Raw genomic sequence first — 18,973 nt, forward strand, 5'->3', positions numbered from 1 at the left:
GCTATTGATGAAGGGTTTCGGCACTCTATCGGCCGACATCGGCACAACTTGATCCCGGTGTCTCCCGCTCGCAGCGTTGGCATGCCAGGACTTGCCGTGAAACGACAACAGAGAGCAATCTGTCTATGTGGCGCAACACACGACGGCCCGAGACACCACCAAAACCGGCAAGGGAGACCGTATCGATGCCCGCTCGGATCACCGCCGAAGAAGCCTTCCGACGACTCGCCGAAGGGCTCGGCCACAGCGGAGCCACCGACTTCTTCGATACCCTGGTGGAACGGCTGGCACAACTGCTGGGGGCCGATCATGTGCTGATCGCCCGGGTCTGCGAGGGTGAGGCCCACACCCTGGCCGTCTGGTCGCAGGGGCGCCACCGGGCAAACCTTCAATATCCACTGACCGGCACCCCCTGCGAGGCGGTTGCCGGTCGGCAAACCTGCCTGCATCCCCATGACGTTCAGGCGCACTTCCCTCGCGACATCATGCTTCGGGAACTCGGGGCCGAGAGCTATCTTGGCCTGCCGTTGCTCACCGCGAACGGCGATCTCCTGGGGCTGCTGGCCGTGCTGGCCAACCGCCCCATGACACCCAGCGATCAGGAACACGAATTGCTGCGCATCGCCGCGACCCAGGCCGGTGCCGAACTGGGCCGACGGGAAGCCGAGTATGCCCTGAGAGCCAGCGAACGCCGGCTGGACACCCTGCTCGACCACCTGCCCGGCATGGCCTACCGCTGCCTCAACGACGCCAGCTGGACCATGCTGCTGGTCAGCCAGGGGGCCGCCGCATTGACCGGCCATCCCCCCGAGGCCCTCACCCGCAATCGCCGGGTCAGCTACCTCGAGCTCATCCACCCGGACGACCGGCAGCGCGTCGACGACACGGTGCAGGAGGCCGTCGCACGTCGCGAGCCCTTTCGCGTCGTCTACCGCCTGCGGACCGCCGACGGCCACCTGCGCTGGATGTGGGAACAGGGCCAGGCCATCTTCGATGCAATGGGCCGGGTGGACTGCCTGGAGGGCTTCGTCACCGACGTCACCGAGCAGCAGGAGGCCCAGCGCGTGCAGGAAGCCGTCACCCAGGTCGCCGCGGCCGTGAGCAGCCGGACCGGCGACGACTATTTCCATCAGCTGGTGGGAACCCTCACCCGACTGCTCGAGGCCGATGCCGGCTTCGTCGCCCTGCTGGAGCCCGCCGCCGAGGCGTCGGAGACGACGCCCGGGCCTTCCGCCGAATTCGACATGAGCCTGGTCAGCGCCCTGGTCGATGGCCGCCCCCTGGAGCGCTATCGCCTGGCCCTTTCCGGCACGCCCGGCGCGGCGTTGCTCGACGAGCAGGAAGTCATGGAGCGGCAGGCGGGAGACCCTTGCCTGCCGGGCTTCCCGGCCGATACCCGCGCCTGGATCGGCCGCCGGCTGGACGACGCCCAGGGCAAGCCCATAGGGCTGCTCATGGTGCTGTATCGCCAGCCGCCGGAGACCGATGCCTTCGCCACCTCGGTGCTGCGCATCCTGTCCAACGGCGCCGCCGCCGAACTGGAACGCCGCAGCGATCATCAGCGCATGCACCAGCTGGCCTACACCGACGGCACCACCGGCCTGCCCAACCGGATTCGCTTCATGGAGGACCTGGACCGCCAGCGACGGGCCGCCGAACGCGAGCAGACGCCGCTGGCCCTGCTGCTGCTCGACATTCGCCGTTTCAAGGAGATCAACGACACCCACGGCTACCGGGTCGGCGACCGGCTGCTCGCCACCCTCGCCGAGCGCCTGCGGCGCGTACTGGCGCCTCAGGAGAGCCTGGCACGACTCTCCAACGACGAGTTCGCCCTGCTCGTGCCCCGGGCCACGGCGACGACCGTGGAGGAATGCCTGGCGCGCATGCGCCGCGCCGTGGGACACCCCATCGACCTCGATCACCGCCGCTTCTCGCTGACGGTGAGCATCGGCACCGCCCAGTATCCGCGGGACGCCGTCTCGCCGGAGGAACTGTTCAAGTTCGCCAGCATCGCCCTCTATCACGCCAAGCAGCACACCGACGGCACCTGCCCCTTCGATGCCACCATGACCCAGGCGCTTCAGCGCCGGCAGCAGATGACCGAGCGCCTCCATCACGCCATCGGTGAGGGTCGTCTCGCGCTGCACTATCAACCCAAGTTCGACCTCGCCAGCGGCAGGCTGGTGGGGGCCGAAGCGCTCTGCCGCTGGCACGACGAGGAATGGGGCTGGGTCAGCCCCGGGGAGTTCATTCCGCTGGCCGAGGAACGCGGGCTGATTCGCCTGCTGGGGGACTGGGTGCTCGAGGAGGCCGCCCGCCAGCTGGCCGCCTGGCGCTGCGACGGCATGGCGCTGCCGGGCCGGCTGTCGATCAACGTCTCGGCCCAGCAGTTCGCCGATCCCGACCTGGTTCGGCGCATCGCCAGCCTGACCCGCCACACCCCGGCCTCGGCCATCGACCTGGAGCTGACGGAAAGCGACGTCATGCGCGACGCCGAGCAGGCCATCGAGATCACCCGCTCGCTGCGCGACGCCGGCTACACGTTGTCGATCGACGACTTCGGCACCGGCTACTCGTCGCTGGCCTACCTGCGCCGCTTCGCCGCCGACACCCTCAAGGTCGACCTGTCCTTCGTGCGCGAGATGCTCGACGGCCCACACGACCACGCCATCGTGGAAACCATCATCGCCATGGCCCGCAGCCTGGGCATGCAGACCGTCGCCGAAGGCGTGGAGACCCAGGAACAGGCCTTTGAGCTGGCCCGGCTGGGCTGCGACCAGGCCCAGGGCTTCCACTTCGGCCGCCCCCTGCCCCCCCGCCGACTTCGCGGCGACCTGGGGCAGTGCCATGGGAGGCCGATAGGCCGGCGACCAGAAAAACGTCAGTGAGAGCGGGGTGACACCGAGAGTCTCTGGATAGCCTCGAAGCGCCCCGCCGCGGAAAAGCTCAACCGGAACACCCCATGCACGCCATCCCGAGCCACCACCCGGCGCAGCGCCTCGGCCGGGAAGGCCACGCTGCGCCCGTCCAGGCTACGGGTATGCACCACGCCCACCCGGCCCTCATAATGGGCCAGGCAGGCCTCGGGGGAGAGCTCGATGATCACGTCGATGGTGGGCATGGGCCTTGGCGCTCCTCAAGCCAATGACGGGGGTGCCTTCAGCGAGCATCCAGAGCTGGCACCACCACGCCTCTTTCCTCAACCCACACGGTCAGATCATTCGCACCGCCTGGCGGCCCCTCGATGCCGCCGTAATGGCATATCGCCGGCCTATGAGGTCGACATTCTGGAAGCGATACCATGGTGTCAACGATTAAACGTTATAGCCCAAACCATGCATTACCGCCTCACAAGACTCATCCACTCTTCTGGCCTCATCTTCAGTAAGGTGCTCTACCCAAACACCTCTTCTATCCTGGATCGGCTGGCTCATTTGCCAGGCCCTGCGTTCCAGATGGGCTTGTTCTCCCTTGCCATCCGTCTGCTTTGGGTTGACGCCAAACCAGGCACTCTCGGAGCGATGGTAATTCAGCATATCACTGGTGTATTCGACACCGATAAAATCGCAGATTTCACACACTACCTTATCTGGATTTTCGACAAGATCTTCATAACGAACCAGAATGGCATCAGACTCAGAGGAAACCTTTATTGCCTGATTATTATCTTTTATCCAGCGACTCAACGAATGATCGAAATCTCCCGTGCGATTTTTTATCGAGGCCACGACATCTTTTGCACCCCTCGTCATCACGACAAACTTAGCCTCGGGCAACCTGGCTTTTATCTTTTCCTTGCAATAGACATGTCGCGGTGTCTTTTCACAAAGCCACTCACTTCCCGCCTCCCGTGCATAGCCCTCCTCCACGACGAGACTCTGCGAAATATCGCCATCCTTAAGGAACCATGAAGTCTCTCTCTTTATGGTATGTATAGCCTTATTCTCACCCAAGATGGTTGCCATCAAAGTAGTTCCCGTATGCCCACATCCGACGACAAACAAGTGACGCAAAGGCGCCAGTGAATCGTCTTGGCAGCGAAGGCTTAGAGGCAGACCTTTCCCAACTCTTTCAATATATTTCTTTTGCCATTCGTCAGGTATCACCCCACGAAGGAGTCGAAGGCTAAGATCATAGCTCCCATAGGCCTCATGCATGATGAAGGCCATTTTCTTGATATCGTCAGGAACAATGCCTTGAAGCTTGTTGATATCCCTCACGTAAACCGCATCTGCCGTAGTCAGCTGATTAAGCCCTTGATGTATACCACCATTGACTCGCATGGGCGCATATACGCGCTTTCTCTCTTCCAGCAGGGTATGCAACATGAACCCATGGCATCTCATCCACTGATCTATCTCGGCAAACAGTGGCTGCCCCTCATAAAGCTGAATGAAATTAACTTCAGTCTGAATGACCAGGGCATTCTTTAGCTTCTCTTCGGCATTCTCGAAAACGCTTAGCTCTCCGCCTTGGATATCGATCTTTAGCCAGTCTATTTTCTTAATATCATTGACATCGTCAAGCCTGACCGTATCGATATCCTCCTCTTCCCTGACCTTTCCCCAGATAGGGTATCCCTGGAAATGATCAAGCAGGCGATGATTAGGCTTTAGGGTTGAAGTCATGCCCGGCGCCTGGCACAAGTAAAGCTTGGCCCTCTCCCCGTCGCCAACGGCATGAGGCAAGTATGTCTCATGCGGACCTTTCCTTTCCTGAAGCTTCCGCAAGGCATCTCGCTGGGGCTCGAAACCTACAAGCTCAATGACTCCCTTATTTAACATTCCAGCATATGGTGGCGTACCATCGATGGGATTAGCACCAATATCAACCACATAAATTGGATCCTCCAGCTCCCATAGCCGATCGACCGTTCCATCCTCGAGGGGAGACTGATCCTTCGAGACCCGCGAAGGACTATCGGCGCCTTCCAGTGGCTGCGCCATTGCCGTATGACCAGCACTGCCCACTGGCGATACAGTGCCTGCTTCCTCCACTCCTCGGCCGTCACCAGCCAAGGTGCGGATCTCGGCGTCTTTACTGAGAGTCGCCGCCATTGGAGCCGTCTCGTCACCGATGGAGCCCACAGCGCCAACGACCACCTCTTTCTTCAGATAGCCCTCGGCTTTCTGCCCGCTCACCTCCACCAGTAATGCATGCGCCGTATCCTTGATGCCATACAGGGTGTGCAACAAGAAGGCGAGTCTGATGCGCTGATTGTCCGACAGATCCGCCAAGCGCGCATGGCTGGGGATAAGAAGTGCGTCGGCACTTGTCAGCTCGGTGGCCTGTCGTTGTGCCTCTGGAATCTCCTCGGGGAGGTGGCTGTGGTGCCGAGGCTCGTGCAGTCGGTAGAAGCGAAAGCCGTTGCGGCTGGCCCAGTGCTGCAGCTCCGCCAGGTTCGGCTGGTGCTCGTGGGTAGGCTGAAACGCGACCCTGACCTGCACCAGCAAGGTGTCCTTCAACGACTGGGGACCATGCTCGAGGATAGTAGTCGCATCACTCAATTCATCCAGCACCAGCCAGTCGATCGCAGGCAGACCGTCGATGCTATCCAGTGCGATGGTGTTGAGTGGAAGTCTTGTAAGTACCTGACGCCCCCTGCGGATCTCTTTCGACTGATATTCATCCTCCAGCGGCGCCAGGCTCGCGCTGAGCCTAGGGTCGAGGCAGGCATGGAGCCGGCCGGGCTGGCCACTCCCCAGCGTGGCATTCGGGTAGTAATGCACACCCTGATGTTGCTTCAGTGAAGTTTCCAACGCCCGACTGCTGGGATCGAAGGCGATCAACTCGAGCGCTTCCCTCTGCAACAGCTGACGAATGACGTCGTTCTCGAGAAGCCGGCCGCCATTGTCCACGGCAATGAGCTTGCCTTCGAACTGCCACTGGAACTCATCGCTTTTCTCGGACGCAGCCGCGTACTGGATGTCGACAGGGGCATCCTCATCCTCGAACCGCGCCTCACCTAACTTGTTGAAGGTAAGCGCGGCGGGAGTCTTATCTCCACAGTGGCGCTGCCAGATGGCCCGCATGGCTGCGGTAAGGTGCTTGGCGAAGCGCCCGGCATCACAGACTGGCGACGCCAGCAGGGTCTGGCGAAGATGCGTGCGAATGGTGGCCAGGCTGTCCAGGTCCGATGCCAGCTCCAGTACGCGGGCCCGGTATTCCTCCCAGCTGTTGACGACCAGTTCGGGCATCCCGGCATTCACCAGGTGGGTGGCGCTATGGCGACCGGCGAAGGTAGGACCGGGCAGCGTCACCACCGGAACCCCCATCAAGAAGGCCTCACAGGTCGTCAGTCCGCCGGAGTAAGGCCAGGGGTCCAGGGCGATATCGACCCGATTATAGGCATCCAGCAGCTCTGCGTGGGGAGAAGGGCCTTCGAGGGCGAGCCGGTCTTCGCCAATTCCCTCGGCGGCCATGATATCGATGATCTGCTGGCAGCGCTCTTCGCTTTTATACTGCATGCCCTTCAGTAAAAGACGCGATGCCGGTATATCGCGCATGATCCTTGCCCACTCCAGCAACACCACCTTGTTGAGCTTGGTGGCGTTATTGAAACATCCCAGCGTCAGATAACCATTACGACGAGCCGGCAGCGGTCCTACGCTCGGCTCATAGCCCCCAGGAGGGTCGTAGCAGATATAGTCATCCGGCAACCTGATCAGCTTTTCCGTGTATGCGGCATCGCAGCCCTGAGGCGTCTCGATGTGATCACTGATGAGATAATCTATCGACTTGACGCCCGTCGTATTGATCAGCCCACCGACCCACTTCACTTGAACGGGCGCACACCGCTGGGCGACTGCCAGGATACGATTACCCGAATTATGGCCGGCGAGATCGATCAGGATATCCACTCCATCGCCTCGAATGGCCTCAGCCACCTCATCGTCTCTCAATGGATGTACCTGCCCCCACTTGGCCGCGACTTTCTTCAGCCGCTCGGTAATGGCATCGTTGGAATTATTGGTCGTGTAGAGGTAGAACTCTATCTGATCGCGAGACACCCGCTCCAGGGCGGACGTCACCATGCGGCCAACAGGGTGTCCGCGGAAGCCATCGGAGATCATCCCGATCCGCAATGTCTTTTCAGGCTTTTTTTCGGTCTCAACCGCCTGCTCTTTAAACCGGGAAGCGAATGTATTTTCCCAACTCTTGCAGAGTTTCAGGATTTCAAGCTTGTCCTTGCCGGGGTGGTAATGGTGGGCCGTGATAAGATTGGAAAAGGGTCCCGTTGCAGCAGGATTAGCCTTGTGCGCCTTCTCGTAGCTCTTCAAGGCCGTATCCAGTTCTCCCATCTCGCTCAGCACATTACCCAGGTTGTTCCAGGAGAGATAACGCCCAGGTTCCAACCTGGTGGCCTTGGTCAACACCTCCCTGGCCCGTGAGTATTCGAAACGCTTGGCCAGTATGTTGCCGAGCGTGTTGTACATGTCGACATCGTGCGGTGCCAGCTCGCACGCCTTCTCGGCATGCCGCAGACCTTGGTCAAAATCGGACTTGGAATAATAGATGTAGCCCAGGTAATTATGCGCCTTGGCATAATTCGGCTTTACCTCGATGGCCCTGCCCAGCAGATGTACAGCAGTATCGACGTCCCCCAGCTGGTGATATGTCCTCGCCTGTACCGCGATGACCTCGGCATCTTCTGGTGCGAGCCGATGGGCCTCGCTCAATGCATCCAGCGCTTCCTGATACTGACTATTATTGACTAACTGCGCCCCAAGCTGCTTCCAGCCTTCCGGATTATCTGGATGCCTGGCCACAAGGCTCTTGGCTTTTTCGATACTCATCGTGGCAACTTGCCCCTCCAGTGTGGAGGCCTTGATCTTGCGCGGGTTCTTTCTCTTGCTCGCCTTTGCCATAACCAGCATCCTATAAACCTAGGGGAGTCAACGTTACAGGATAACCAACCGGCACGGCCGGCAAAGACACGAAAAGCGTCCGGGTTCACGCACACCTGACGGGCTTGAGGGGCCGGGCCCACGAGAAAGATGCCACCAACGAAAAGGCCCTCCCATCCGGGAGGGCCTTGCACTCGGAGGTGCCGAGCGATGGCGAGCCGCTGTTAGCCCAGCAGCGAGAGGGCGCTCTGCGGCAGCTGGTTGGCCTGGGCGAGAACCGAGGTACCGGCCTGCTGCAGGATCTGGTTACGGGTCATGTTGGCCACTTCGGTCGCGTAGTCGGCATCTTCGATGCGCGAGCGAGCCGCCGAGAGGTTGGTCTCGTTGGTCGACAGGTTGGTGATCGCCGACTCGAAGCGGTTCTGGATGGCACCCAGGTCGGAGCGCAGCTCATCGACCTTCTTCAGGGCGCCATCGAGCTGCTCCATGGGGTTGGCAGTGGCGCCGCTCAGCAGGTCATCCGCACCGAGCTCTGTACCGTCCACGGTGAAGGCTGCCGTGGTGTTACCGGTGGCAATCGTCGCCTCGGCCGGATCCAGGGCAACCTGGAAGGTCACGGCAGTGCCGGACGTCGCTTCGATACCCTGCAGCTCCAGCGCCTTGACCTCGGAAGCGTCCGCCGCGGTGATGGTCACGTCAACATACCAGTTGCCATCGTCGTCGACCTGAGCGGTGCCGGCGGTCGCCACAGAACCTGTCGCGATACCCAGATTTGTCGCCAGCTCATCGCTGAAGCCAGTAGCAGCCACGGTGTTGTTGGCAACCCCGGTGCCTTCGCCATAGGCGGCTTCATAATCAGCGGCTGCGGCGGTCCCCAGGTTTGCACCCGGACCATTCACGTTGAAGCTGTCGAGGCTCAGGGTGCTGGAAGTGATCTCTTCCAGGCCGATCTCGATGGCCTCGCCGTCGTTGGCACCCACCTGGATGGACAGGTTCTGATCCTTGCCCAGCACCTCGACGCCGTTGAAGTTGGTCTGCTCGGAGATGCGGTCGATCTCGGTCAGGCGCTGGTCGATCTCGGCCTGGATGGAGGCACGGTCGTCGGCGGAGTTGGTGTCGTTCTGGGCCTGAACGGACAGTTCGCGGATGCGCTGCAGGTTGTCGTTGACCTGGTTCAGCGCGCCTTCGGCGGTCTGGGCGACGGAGATGCCGTCGTTGGCGTTGCGCTGTGCCTGGCTCAGACCGGTGATCTGGGCGCTCATGCGGTTGGCGATGGCCTGGCCGGCGGCGTCGTCCTTGGCGCTGTTGATGCGCAGGCCGGAAGACAGGCGCTCCATGGAAGTGGAGAGGGCGTTCTTGGATTCCGCCAGGTTCTGCTGGCCGATCATCGCAGTGATGTTGGTATTGATCACGGACATGGTGATTTCCTTCCCGTTCTGTTGAGGGCTCCATTGGCCGCCCCGGGGCCATGCCTGGGCTGGGGCCTGCCGCAACGGCGCCGTTGGCCGTTATTCCCTTTAACGGCGGCTTTGGCAGTGACTTTAGGGGCGGGTCGAAATTTTTCCTGGATGACCGAAAGACCCAGCCAAGGCGCCGATGCGCCCCACGCGACTCGCGGCAACGCGCCGTGTGTGGGCAGGAAGCGAAGGCGGTAGGAAGCGCCGTTCGGGGCTCGATTCAGGGGTAAAGTGGAGTGTTATCCCCAGCCCCGCGGGGCTCGAATGAACTGTGGACAGCTCGTCGTCCGCTGTCGCGACGCGCCGGGGCCCTTCCTGGCCCCGGCGTCTTGAGGACGACGCCTCAGGCAAACTCCGCCTCGCGGCTCGGCAGCGCAGCACGCGCCGGCGGGCCGCCCAGGGCCGCGGTGTCGCGCTGGCCGAGGGTGAAGCCGCCCACGGCCTCGGCCAGGCGGTCGGCCTGGTCCTTGAGCTGCTCGGCGGCGGTGGTCGACTCTTCCACCAGTGCGGCGTTCTGCTGGGTCATGCGGTCGAGCTCGGAGACCGCCACGTTGACCTGGCCGATGCCGTCGCTTTGCTCGCCGGTGGCCGCGGTGATCTCGCCCAGCACGTCGGCCACCCGAGTCACGCTCTCCACCAGCTCCTCCATGGTCTCGCCAGCGGCGCGCACCTGGGCCGCGCCCTCCTCGGTGCGGGTCGCCGAGGTGTCGATCAGTGCCTTGATCTGCTTGGCTGCCTCGGCGCTGCGGCTGGCCAGCTGACGCACTTCGCCGGCCACCACCGCGAAGCCGCGGCCCTGCTCGCCGGCTCTGGCCGCCTCCACCGAGGCGTTGAGCGCCAGCAGGTTGGTCTGGAAGGCGATGCTGTCCATCATGGTGACGATCTCGGCGATCTGTCGCGAGGACTCGGTGATGCCGTCCATGGTCTTCACCACCTGGCCCACCGCCTCGCCGCCGCGGCGCGCCACCGCGCTGGCCGACTCGGCCAGGCCGTTGGCCTGACGCGAGGAGTCCGCGGTGTGCTCCACGGTGCTGGTGATCTCCTCCATGGAGGCCGAGGTCTGCTGCAGGCTTGAGGCGGCGTTCTCGGTGCGCCGCGACAGGTCCTGGCCGCCCTGGGCGATCTCGGTGGCGGCCACGTGCACCGACTCGCTGCTATCGCGGATGGTCAGCATCACCGACTCCATGCGCGAGACGAAGCGGTTGAAGGCGTTGGCGAGCTGCGCCACCTCGTCGTTGCCGTCCTCGGGCAGACGACGGGTCAGGTCGGCCTGGCCGCTGGCCACGCTCTCCATGGCATCGCGGGTCGCCAGCAGCCGCCGGAAGGCGACCTTGAGCAGGGCGCCGAGGATCGCCGCGGCCCCCAGGGCCACCAGCACCAGGGTGATCGCCGAGGCGCTCATCACGCCACGCAGCCCGGCGGTCGCCTCATGCTCGTCGAGCGCCACCACCAGTTGCCAGTCGGTGCCATCGATGGTGTCGCCGAGCAGCAGCTTGTCGGCCCCCGCCATGGCCGCGCGCTTAGGAGTCTCGGCATCGGCCAGGCCGGCCAGGGTCTCGGTGGAAAGCGCCGGGGATAGCGTCTCGACCGGCTCGAGGCTCATCTCGGGATCGGGGTGAGCGACCAGGGTGCCATCGGCGGCGGCCAGGAAGGCCAGGCTCGAGGGGGTGGGCGCGATCTGCTCGACGATGCCGACGATGGCGTCGAGGGCCACATCGCCCCCGGCCACGGCCGCCAGTTCGCCGCCGCGGTAGAAGGGTGCCGCGAAGGTCACTACCAGCTTGTCCGAGGTCGCATCCTCGTAGGGCGCGGTTACCACGACATGGCCGGCCTCCGCCGCCTGGCGATACCAGGGGCGCTCGCGGGGATCATAGCCTTCCGGTGTCTCGCTGGCCGAGAAGACCACGCCGCCCTCGGTATCCGCGATGTAGGTGTTCATGAAGTCGCCGGAGACACGCAGCTGCTCCAGGGCCGGCAGCGGGGACTCGCTGGTGGCGACGGCCTCCAGGGCCTCGAGCATGCCGCTGCGGGCGTCGACCCACTCCTCGATGGCCTGGGCATTGCCATGGGCCACGGCCTGGAGGTTGTGGTCGATCTGGTCGTCGTTGTGGGAGCGGACGGTGAGATAGCTGGCCGCGCCGTTGATGATCAACGCCACGGCGATCACCACCAGGGTGGCGATCAGGATTCGCAGTCGCAAGGAGGTCAACATCGTTACTCTCATGGGTGGGGAGTCATTAGGGTGGCGCGGCCCCGGGTGCCAGGCGCCGGCTGACCGCCCTATCGGCACAGCTTGCGGAAACTTGAACCGCGCCAAGGCGCCGAGGCTCGCCCATCGCATGCGGTCTCGACTTTCAAGAAGGGCGACCTTTGGCCGATGATGGGGAGGAAAGGCACTCCCTTCACCGACCCATGACAGGACGCATGAGCGACCCACAGCTTCCCCAGGAATATCCCGCCGCCCTCAAGGTGGTCGGCGTCGGTGGCGGCGGCGGCAACGCCATCCGCCACCTGCTCGACACCACCGCCCTGGACGGCATCGATGCCGTCGCCGTGAACACCGACCGTCAGGCCCTCGATGCCCTGCCCCAGGACAGGGCGCTGCCCATCGGCGGCGCCGTCACCCGCGGGCTGGGCGCCGGCGCCGATCCCGAGGCCGGCCGCCGGGCCGCCGAGGAGAGCCGCGACGCCCTGCGCGCCCGGCTGGCCGGGGCCGACCTGCTGTTCCTGATGGCTGGCATGGGCGGGGGCACCGGCAGCGGCGCCACCCCGGAGGTCGCCGACCTGGCCCGCGAGATGGGACTGTTGACCGTGGCGGTGGTGACCCGGCCCTTCGGCTTCGAGGGGGCGCGGCGCCGCCAGACCGCCCAGGCCGCCATCGAGGCCCTGGACGGCCGGGTGGACTGCCTGGTGGTGGTGCCCAACGACCGCCTGCTGCCGGCCCTCGGGGCCGGCGCCTCGATGATGCGGGCCTTCGCCGCGGTCAACGACGTGCTGCGCGAGGCCGTGGTCGGCATCGCCGAGGTCATCACCAAGCCGGGCATGATCAACATCGACTTCGCCGACGTGGCCGCGGTGATGCGCCGCCCCGGGCGGGCGCGCATCGGTACCGGCGAGGGTGTCGGCGAGGACCGCGCCGGCCAGGCGGTGCAGGCGGCGGTGGAACACCCGCTGCTGGAAGCCACCGACCTGGCCGAGGCCGCTGGCGTGCTGGTCAGCATCACCGCCGGGGAGGACCTGAGCCTCGCCGACTTCGACGAGGTCGGCCGCCGGGTCGCCGCCTTCGCCGACGAGGATGCCATGCTGGTGGTGGGCACCGCCCTGGACCCCACGCTGGAAGGCCGGCTGCGGGTCTCGATCGTCGCCACCGGCCTGGCCCTCGCCGAGGCCACCGAGGAGAAGCGCCCCGCGCCCGCCGGCGAGGGCACCGCGGCGCCGCCTCGCCGGCCCGCCGAGGCCCCGGCAGAGGACCTGCTGGATCTCGGCGACTTCCTGAACCGTCTCAAGCGCTAGGAACCGGGGCGGCTCGCATCAGGTAGCGTTCGCAAAAGGCCTCCGCCGCCACCGGCCGCCCGGTGAGGAAGCCCTGAACCAAGGTAACGTGATACGCCTCGAGGGCCTCGAGTTGGGACGGGGTCTCAACACCCTCGGCCACTACCTTCAGGCCGAGCTCGCGGGCCAACCCGGTCACCGCAGCGAGAATCGCGCCGCTGCCCCGGGACAGGCCCAGCCGGCGAATGAAGCTGCGATCGATCTTGAGGGTCGTCACCGGCAGCTCCTGGAGATAGCTCAGCGAGGAGTAACCGGTGCCGAAATCGTCGATGGCGATGTCGCAGCCGAGCGCACGCAGCGCCTCCAGGGTGGCAACGGCCTGCTGATGCTGGTCGAGCAGGGTGCTCTCGGTGAGCTCGAAGCCGATCTGACCAGGCGGCAGGTCGAAATCCGCATAGAGCCTACCGATGTCGGCCACCAGGTCGTGCTGCCAGAACTGGCGCGCCGAGAGATTGATCGCCACCCTCGGCGGCACCAACCCGGCCTCGCGCCACTCCCGAAGCTGGCCGGCCACCAGCCGCATCAGGCGCCGGCCCAGGGGCAGCAGCAGCCCGGAACGCTCGGCCAGCGGGATGAAATCGCCCGGCGACACCTCGCCCAGCACGGGGCTGATCCAGCGCAGCAGTGCCTCGGCGCTACGGACCTCACCGCTGTCGCGGTCGATCAGCGGCTGGTAATGGACGGCCAGCCCCTCGCCGGACTCAGCGGTATTGCGCAGCTCGGTCTCCAGCGTCAAGTCGCGATGGTCCCGAGCATGCATCTCGGCCCGGTACAAGCGATAGGTGTTGCGCCCTTCCTGCTTGGCGCGATACATGGCGGCGTCCGCCCGCTGCACCAGCGCTTCGGCCTGGTCACCGTCGTCCGGATAGAGGCTGATGCCCAGGCTGCAGCCGACCCGGAAGCGGCGCCCACCCAGTTCGAAGGGCGCGCTCGCCGCCTCGATCAACCGGCGCGCCACCCGGGTCGCCTCGTCGACTTCGCACAGCTCGGGCAACAGGACGATGAATTCGTCGCCGCCCAGCCGCGCCAGGGTGTCGTCCTCACGCAGATGGTGGCGCAGGCGCTCGGTGAGCTTGACCAGCAGTTCGTCGCCCAGGGCGTGGCCCAGGGAATCGTTGACCTGCTTGAAGTGATCCAGGTCGAGGAACAGCACCGCCAGGCGCTGCCGCTGGCGATGGGCGTGACGGATGGCGAGCGCCAGCCGATCGTCGAGCAGGCGTCGGTTGGGCAAGCCGGTCAGGGGGTCATAGTAGGCGAGGTGGCGCACCCGCTCCTCGTTCTCGCGGATATGGGTGATATCGGTGAACAGCGCCGCATAGTGACTGACCTCGCCCTGCTCGTCGTGAATCGCCGAGATGGTCAGCAGTTCCAGGTAGAGCTCGCCGCTCTTGCGGCGATTCCATATCTCGCCACGCCAGAAGCCGTTCTGCTGCAACGCCTGCCACATGTCGCGATAGAAGGCGCCATCGTGGCGGCCGGAGGACAAGACCGCCGGGGTATGCCCCACCACTTCCTCGAGACCATAGCCGGTCATGTGGGTAAAGGCCGGATTGACGAATTCGATGCGAGTCCGGGGGTCGGTGATGATGATGCCCTCCAGGGAGGCATCGATGACCCGCTCGGCGAGCTGCAGGCTCTCCCGGGACTGCGCCAGGGCCTGGTCTCGGGCCTCCAGGGCCTCGCGGAGATCGCTCAGGTAGCCGTGTTCGGCGCCGGCCAGGATGTCACCGAAGCCCAGCAGCCCGATCACCCTCCCGAGCTCGTCGGTTACCGCCAGATGCCGCACGCCCTCGCCGACCAGCATTTCGCGGGCCCGGATCAGCGGCTCTCCGGCACCGATGGTCAGCAGCGGCCGGCTGGCCAGGGCGCCAATGCTCCCCTCCCCGGGGTGGCGGGCGACGAAGCGCACCAGGTCTCGCTCGGTGAGAATGCCCAGGGCTCCGGAGGCATCGTCCACCACCGCGGCGTCCGCGCCGCCTCCGCGCATTCGCCGGGCGGCCTCGGCCAGGTCGAGATCGCCCGGCAATACCAGCGGCGAGCGACGCATGGCGGCACCTACCTCGCGTAGCCGCAGATAGGGCTCGAGCCCCTGGTTCAGCGCCACGTCGCTCTGCGACACCATGCCCAACGGCTCGCCCTGATCTCCCTCCACCAGCAAGTGGCGACAGCCCAGCGTCACGAAGCGCCTGGCCGCCTCGCCAACCTTGGCCCCGCGATGGATGCTCGCCACCGGGCGACTCATGGCCTCGGCGATGGGCCGCCTTGCCGACGCCGGATCGGCGAAATCGAGGGCCAGGCTATCGTGCTCGGTCCAGATGCCCAAGGCCTTCCCATCCCGGACTACCAGGATGGCCCCGCACCGACGGCGTCCCATACGCCCGGCAGCGTCGCACAGAGGCGTATCCGGCCCGCAGCTCAGCAGGCCAGTGCGCATGATGCGCTCGATAGGGAGGTCGTGGGGGTCGCGCAGCCGATCCGAGTCCATCCATGCACCGTCTCAGGGGAAACGGAGCACTCTAATATCGAAGGCGCCAGGACAGGAAGCACGCCGATACGGCTTATTGACGCCGATCAATGAACAGGCTGTTGCCCGGCTGACGCTTGGCCTGCCCCTTCAGTTCGGCCAGCACGTTGGCGATGTCCATGGCGGTTCGCCCGCCCCCGGGCGAGACGGCGTGATAGGCCAGCGACAGCGTCATCAGCGGGACGAACACCTCCTCGCCCCGGCGATCACGCCCCGAGAAGCCACCGGCCTGGCGGTGTTCCTTCGAGTAGAAGCTGGGGATGAAGCGGGCGAAGCGCGCAAGGATCGCCTCGCAGCGGACCCGGGCCGGCGCCTGCGGGAATACCAGCATGAAGTCATCGCCTCCCACGTGGCCGATGAAGCCATCCGCCCCGCCCTCTTCCTGCAGCATGCGCCCCAGGGCCAGGATCACCTGGTCGCCCCGGGCGTAGCCATAGGCGTCGTTGTAGGCCTTGAAGTGATCCAGGTCGACGTAGACAGCGACGAAGGGCTCGCCCCGGGCCAGCCGGGCGGCCAGGGTGTCGTTGATCACCTGGTTGCCCGGCAGGCCGGTGAGAGGGTTGGCCTGGCGGGCGCCGCGCACCTGCAGGGCGGTGATCTCGCGCAACAGGTCGATGACCTGTCCCATGCCCCGGTAGCGTCCCGTCTCGTCGACGATGACGAAATCGTCGCGACTGCCCTTGGGCGAACCGGTGATGCGCTGGCTGAGGGTCTCCAGGGGCATGGTCGCCTCGGCCACCAGCATGCGCCGGTCCATCAGCGAATCGATGGCCCGCCGTGCGTGCAACGAGTGGCTGAAGGGGTTGGTGAAGACCCCGAGAAACTGGTGCTGACGCACCAGGCCGACCGGCCGATGCGCGTCGTCCAGTACCGCCAGGCAGCGCAGGTCCGGGTCCAGGCGGAAGCGTTCCACCACCTCGGGCACCAGGGTGCCCTGCATCACCGGCGCCAGGTGACGGCACAGCATGGCCGCACTGGTACCGAGGGACCCGGACATCGTCGGCGGCACCGGCGCGGGGGGCTCGAGACGGCGGGGCGGATCCTCGGCCGGGCGCGCGAAGTGGTAGCCCTGCATCAGGGTGCAGTTCATGCCCCACAGGCAGCGCTGCTCGCCGGCGGTCTCGATGCCCTCGGCAATGACCCGGCAGCCGAGGCTGCGCGATACCTCGAGCAGCGAACCGAGGAATTGCCCCTTGCCCGGATCGCGGTCGATGTCCTGCACGAAGTGCCGGTCCACCTTGACGAAATCGGGCCGCAGCTCGGCCCAGTGGCGCAGGCTGGAATAGCCGGCGCCCAGGTCGTCCAGCGCCACCTGGAAGCCCATGCGCCGGTAATGGTCCACCGCCTGGCGCATCAGCGCATAGTCGTGGATCGGCAGGTGCTCGGTGAGCTCGATCACCACCCGCTCCGGAGACAGCCCCACGCCATCCAGGAAGCCTCGGGTCAGCCCCTCGCGAAAGTCATGCTCCAGCAGCGAGGTCGGCATGACGTTGAGGAACAGCCGCCCCGGCAGCCCGAGCCGGGCGAAGGCCTCGATTGACCGGCGGCGGCACAGCAGGTCGAGTTCCACCAGGCGGCCGGTATGCCGCGCGGTGTCGAACAGCGTCAGCGGCGAGTGCAGCGGCGAGTCCGAGGGGCCGCGGGACAGTGCCTCGTAGCCGAAGATGCCCTGGCAGCTGGCATCCACGATCGGCTGGAAGAGCGGCGTGATGCGCTGCTGCTCGAGGATCCGCGCCAGTTCGCGGGCCTCGTGGTCGATCATGACGCCGGCCTCCCGGCCGGACGCGAGGGTGAGATCCGTCATGCGGCGCGCCTCAGGCCGGCAGGGCCTCGAGCCCCCGCACGTCATCGTCCTCCGGGGCGTCGTCCTGCGAGGCATCGGGCGACTCGGCCGGCGCCGCCTCGAGCGCCGTGCGCTCGGCCAGGGCGAAGCTAGCGGTGAAGGCGCGCATGCGCTCGGCCTCTTGCTCCAGCGCCGCGGCCGTGTGGTTGGCCCGTTCCACCATGGCGGTGTTGCGCTGGGTCACGCTGCCCATCTGGTGCATGGCCTGGTTGACCTGCTCGAGGCCACGGTGCTGTTCATCGGAGGCATGGGCGATCTGGTCGATGCGCGCGCCGACCCCCTGGATGGCGGCGACGATGGCGGCCATGTCCTCGCTGGCCCGGCGGGAGAGACCGTTGCCCCGCTCCACGCTGGTCCGCGAGGCCTCGATCAGCTCGCGGATCTCCTTGGCGGCCTGGGCACTGCGACCGGCCAGGGAGCGCACCTCGCCGGCCACCACCGCGAAGCCGCGGCCCTGCTCGCCGGCCCGGGCGGCCTCCACCGAGGCATTGAGCGCCAGCAGGTTGGTCTGGAAGGCGATGTCGTCGATCAGCCCGACGATCTCGCCGATACGGCCGGAGCGCTCGTGGATCTGGCCCATGGTAGCGACGAAGGCCGTGACCACCTCGCTGCCCTGCCGGGCCTTGCCGGTGGCCCGCTCGGCCAGCTCGTTGGCCTCGCGCACGTGGCCGGTGTTGTCGGCCACCGACGCCGTCATCTCGTCGAGGCTGGACGCGGTCTGCTCCAGGGAAGCGGCCTGCTGCTGGGTTCGCGCCGCCAGCTCCTGATTGCCCTCGCTCATGGCGGCGGCGCCGTCGAGCACCCGGTCGCTGCCGTCGCGGACCCGCTCCACGGTCTCCGCCAGGGCCAGGCGCATGCCGTCCAGCTCGCGATAGAGCCGGCCGATCTCGTTGTCGCCCCGCGACGCCACCGGGGTGGCCAGGTCGCCCTCGGCGATGCGCCGGAAGTGGTCGATGATCCGCGTGAGCGGCACGAGCACATTGGCCCGCACGCCCCAGATCACCGCCAGCATGATCGCCAGCGCCCCGCCCAGGGCCGCCACCAGCGCCAGGTTGAGCCAGCCGGCCACGGCCGAGAAGCGTTCGGCCAGGCCGTCGCTGCGCTCGGCGGAGGTGGCGAAGAAGGCGTCGGCGCTGTCCATGAAGGCCTGGCTCATGTCGCTGACCCGGGACTGGCCCGAGTCGTAGCCGCCCGCATCCCCCTCCTCGAGCAGCATCAGCTGCAGCGATAGCCCGGTGCTATAGAGCGACTGGAAGCGCGAGGCCAGCGCCTCCAGCGCCTCCTGCTGCGCCGGGACGACGGGAATCGCCTGGAAGCGCTCGAAGGCCGTCTTGGCCGCGGCCATCTCGGCCCGAGCCCGTTCGATGACCGGCCCCGGACGGTCGAATGATGGCATCCGCACCAGATGGGCGGCGCGGTCCATCGCTACCTGGGCGCGCAGGGTGGCGATGTAGGCACGGTTGAGAGCGCGGGACTGGGCCACCTGGACCTCGCGGAGCGTCTCGAAGGCGCCGCGGCCATGATGGTTGGCATAGAGGCCCAGGGCCCCGGTACCGAGGATGATGGCGGCGAAGGCGACCAACACCAGGCACCCGCTGAGCCGAATGGTCATTCGATCGAGGAAGCGCATCGGGGATCCTGTCGTTGAAGGGAAGAAAACGCGCGAACGGCCCACGGCCGGGCACGTTCGGCGTTATATCAGCGCTTCATGACATTCCGATGGCAGGCGACGATCATGCCGCCAAGGGCG

General features: G+C 65.7%; 9 protein-coding genes. 2 read left to right on the plus strand and 7 right to left on the minus strand.

Going from position 1 to position 18,973, the window contains the following annotated elements; all coding sequences use genetic code 11:
• Positions 1 to 185 precede the first annotated feature (185 nt).
• Entirely contained in the window at positions 186 to 2,888 is a 2,703-nt protein-coding gene (locus ACXAFN_RS10975; protein WP_474988646.1) for a bifunctional diguanylate cyclase/phosphodiesterase, read from the plus strand.
• Here ACXAFN_RS10975 and ACXAFN_RS10980 read toward each other — a convergent pair.
• From ACXAFN_RS10980 to ACXAFN_RS10995, 4 genes are all read right to left on the minus strand, one after another.
• On the minus strand, positions 2,882 to 3,121 hold the full coding sequence (locus ACXAFN_RS10980) for a DUF2835 domain-containing protein (protein ID WP_474988648.1): 240 nt from the start codon (positions 3,119 to 3,121) through the stop codon (positions 2,882 to 2,884). The two genes, ACXAFN_RS10975 and ACXAFN_RS10980, sit on opposite strands and share 7 nt — an antisense overlap.
• 193 nt (positions 3,122 to 3,314) lie before the next feature.
• A complete protein-coding gene (locus ACXAFN_RS10985) occupies positions 3,315 to 7,868 on the minus strand; it encodes an FkbM family methyltransferase (protein ID WP_474988650.1) in 4,554 nt (1,517 codons plus the stop codon).
• Positions 7,869 to 8,071: 203 nt separating this feature from the next.
• Entirely contained in the window at positions 8,072 to 9,265 is a 1,194-nt protein-coding gene (locus ACXAFN_RS10990; RefSeq protein WP_474988652.1) for a FliC/FljB family flagellin, read from the minus strand.
• Between the two features lie 382 nt (positions 9,266 to 9,647).
• Positions 9,648 to 11,516, minus strand: a complete 1,869-nt coding sequence (locus tag ACXAFN_RS10995) for a methyl-accepting chemotaxis protein (RefSeq protein WP_474988653.1) — start codon at positions 11,514 to 11,516, stop codon at positions 9,648 to 9,650.
• A 212-nt stretch (positions 11,517 to 11,728) separates the two neighbouring features.
• On the opposite strand from ACXAFN_RS10995, the gene ftsZ reads away from it, so the two are divergent.
• Complete coding sequence (ftsZ, locus tag ACXAFN_RS11000) at positions 11,729 to 12,817, plus strand: cell division protein FtsZ (RefSeq protein WP_474988655.1); 1,089 nt, start codon at positions 11,729 to 11,731, stop codon at positions 12,815 to 12,817.
• Here the strand turns inward: ftsZ and ACXAFN_RS11005 are convergent.
• From ACXAFN_RS11005 to ACXAFN_RS11015, 3 genes are all read right to left on the minus strand, one after another.
• Positions 12,807 to 15,341, minus strand: coding sequence for an EAL domain-containing protein (locus ACXAFN_RS11005; RefSeq protein ID WP_474988656.1), 2,535 nt, complete (start codon positions 15,339 to 15,341; stop codon positions 12,807 to 12,809). The two genes, ftsZ and ACXAFN_RS11005, sit on opposite strands and share 11 nt — an antisense overlap.
• A gap of 73 nt (positions 15,342 to 15,414) precedes the next feature.
• Positions 15,415 to 17,184, minus strand: coding sequence for an EAL domain-containing protein (locus tag ACXAFN_RS11010; RefSeq protein WP_474988657.1), 1,770 nt, complete (start codon positions 17,182 to 17,184; stop codon positions 15,415 to 15,417).
• Between the two features lie 10 nt (positions 17,185 to 17,194).
• Positions 17,195 to 18,853, minus strand: coding sequence for a methyl-accepting chemotaxis protein (locus ACXAFN_RS11015; RefSeq protein ID WP_474988658.1), 1,659 nt, complete (start codon positions 18,851 to 18,853; stop codon positions 17,195 to 17,197).
• Positions 18,854 to 18,973 lie beyond the last annotated feature (120 nt).

This window comes from Halomonas sp. ABH4_019, from assembly GCF_056159885.1.

Excerpts from the sequence above, each read along its gene's own strand:
- ACXAFN_RS10975 (WP_474988646.1), top strand. The coding sequence starts at position 186 with ATGCCCGCTCGGATCACCGCCGAAGAAGCCTTCCGACGACTCGCCGAA.
- ACXAFN_RS10980 (WP_474988648.1), bottom strand. The coding sequence starts at position 3,121 with ATGCCCACCATCGACGTGATCATCGAGCTCTCCCCCGAGGCCTGCCTG.
- ACXAFN_RS10985 (WP_474988650.1), bottom strand. The coding sequence starts at position 7,868 with ATGGCAAAGGCGAGCAAGAGAAAGAACCCGCGCAAGATCAAGGCCTCC.
- ACXAFN_RS10990 (WP_474988652.1), bottom strand. The coding sequence starts at position 9,265 with ATGTCCGTGATCAATACCAACATCACTGCGATGATCGGCCAGCAGAAC.
- ACXAFN_RS10995 (WP_474988653.1), bottom strand. The coding sequence starts at position 11,516 with ATGTTGACCTCCTTGCGACTGCGAATCCTGATCGCCACCCTGGTGGTG.
- ftsZ (WP_474988655.1), top strand. The coding sequence starts at position 11,729 with ATGAGCGACCCACAGCTTCCCCAGGAATATCCCGCCGCCCTCAAGGTG.
- ACXAFN_RS11005 (WP_474988656.1), bottom strand. The coding sequence starts at position 15,341 with ATGGACTCGGATCGGCTGCGCGACCCCCACGACCTCCCTATCGAGCGC.
- ACXAFN_RS11010 (WP_474988657.1), bottom strand. The coding sequence starts at position 17,184 with ATGACGGATCTCACCCTCGCGTCCGGCCGGGAGGCCGGCGTCATGATC.
- ACXAFN_RS11015 (WP_474988658.1), bottom strand. The coding sequence starts at position 18,853 with ATGCGCTTCCTCGATCGAATGACCATTCGGCTCAGCGGGTGCCTGGTG.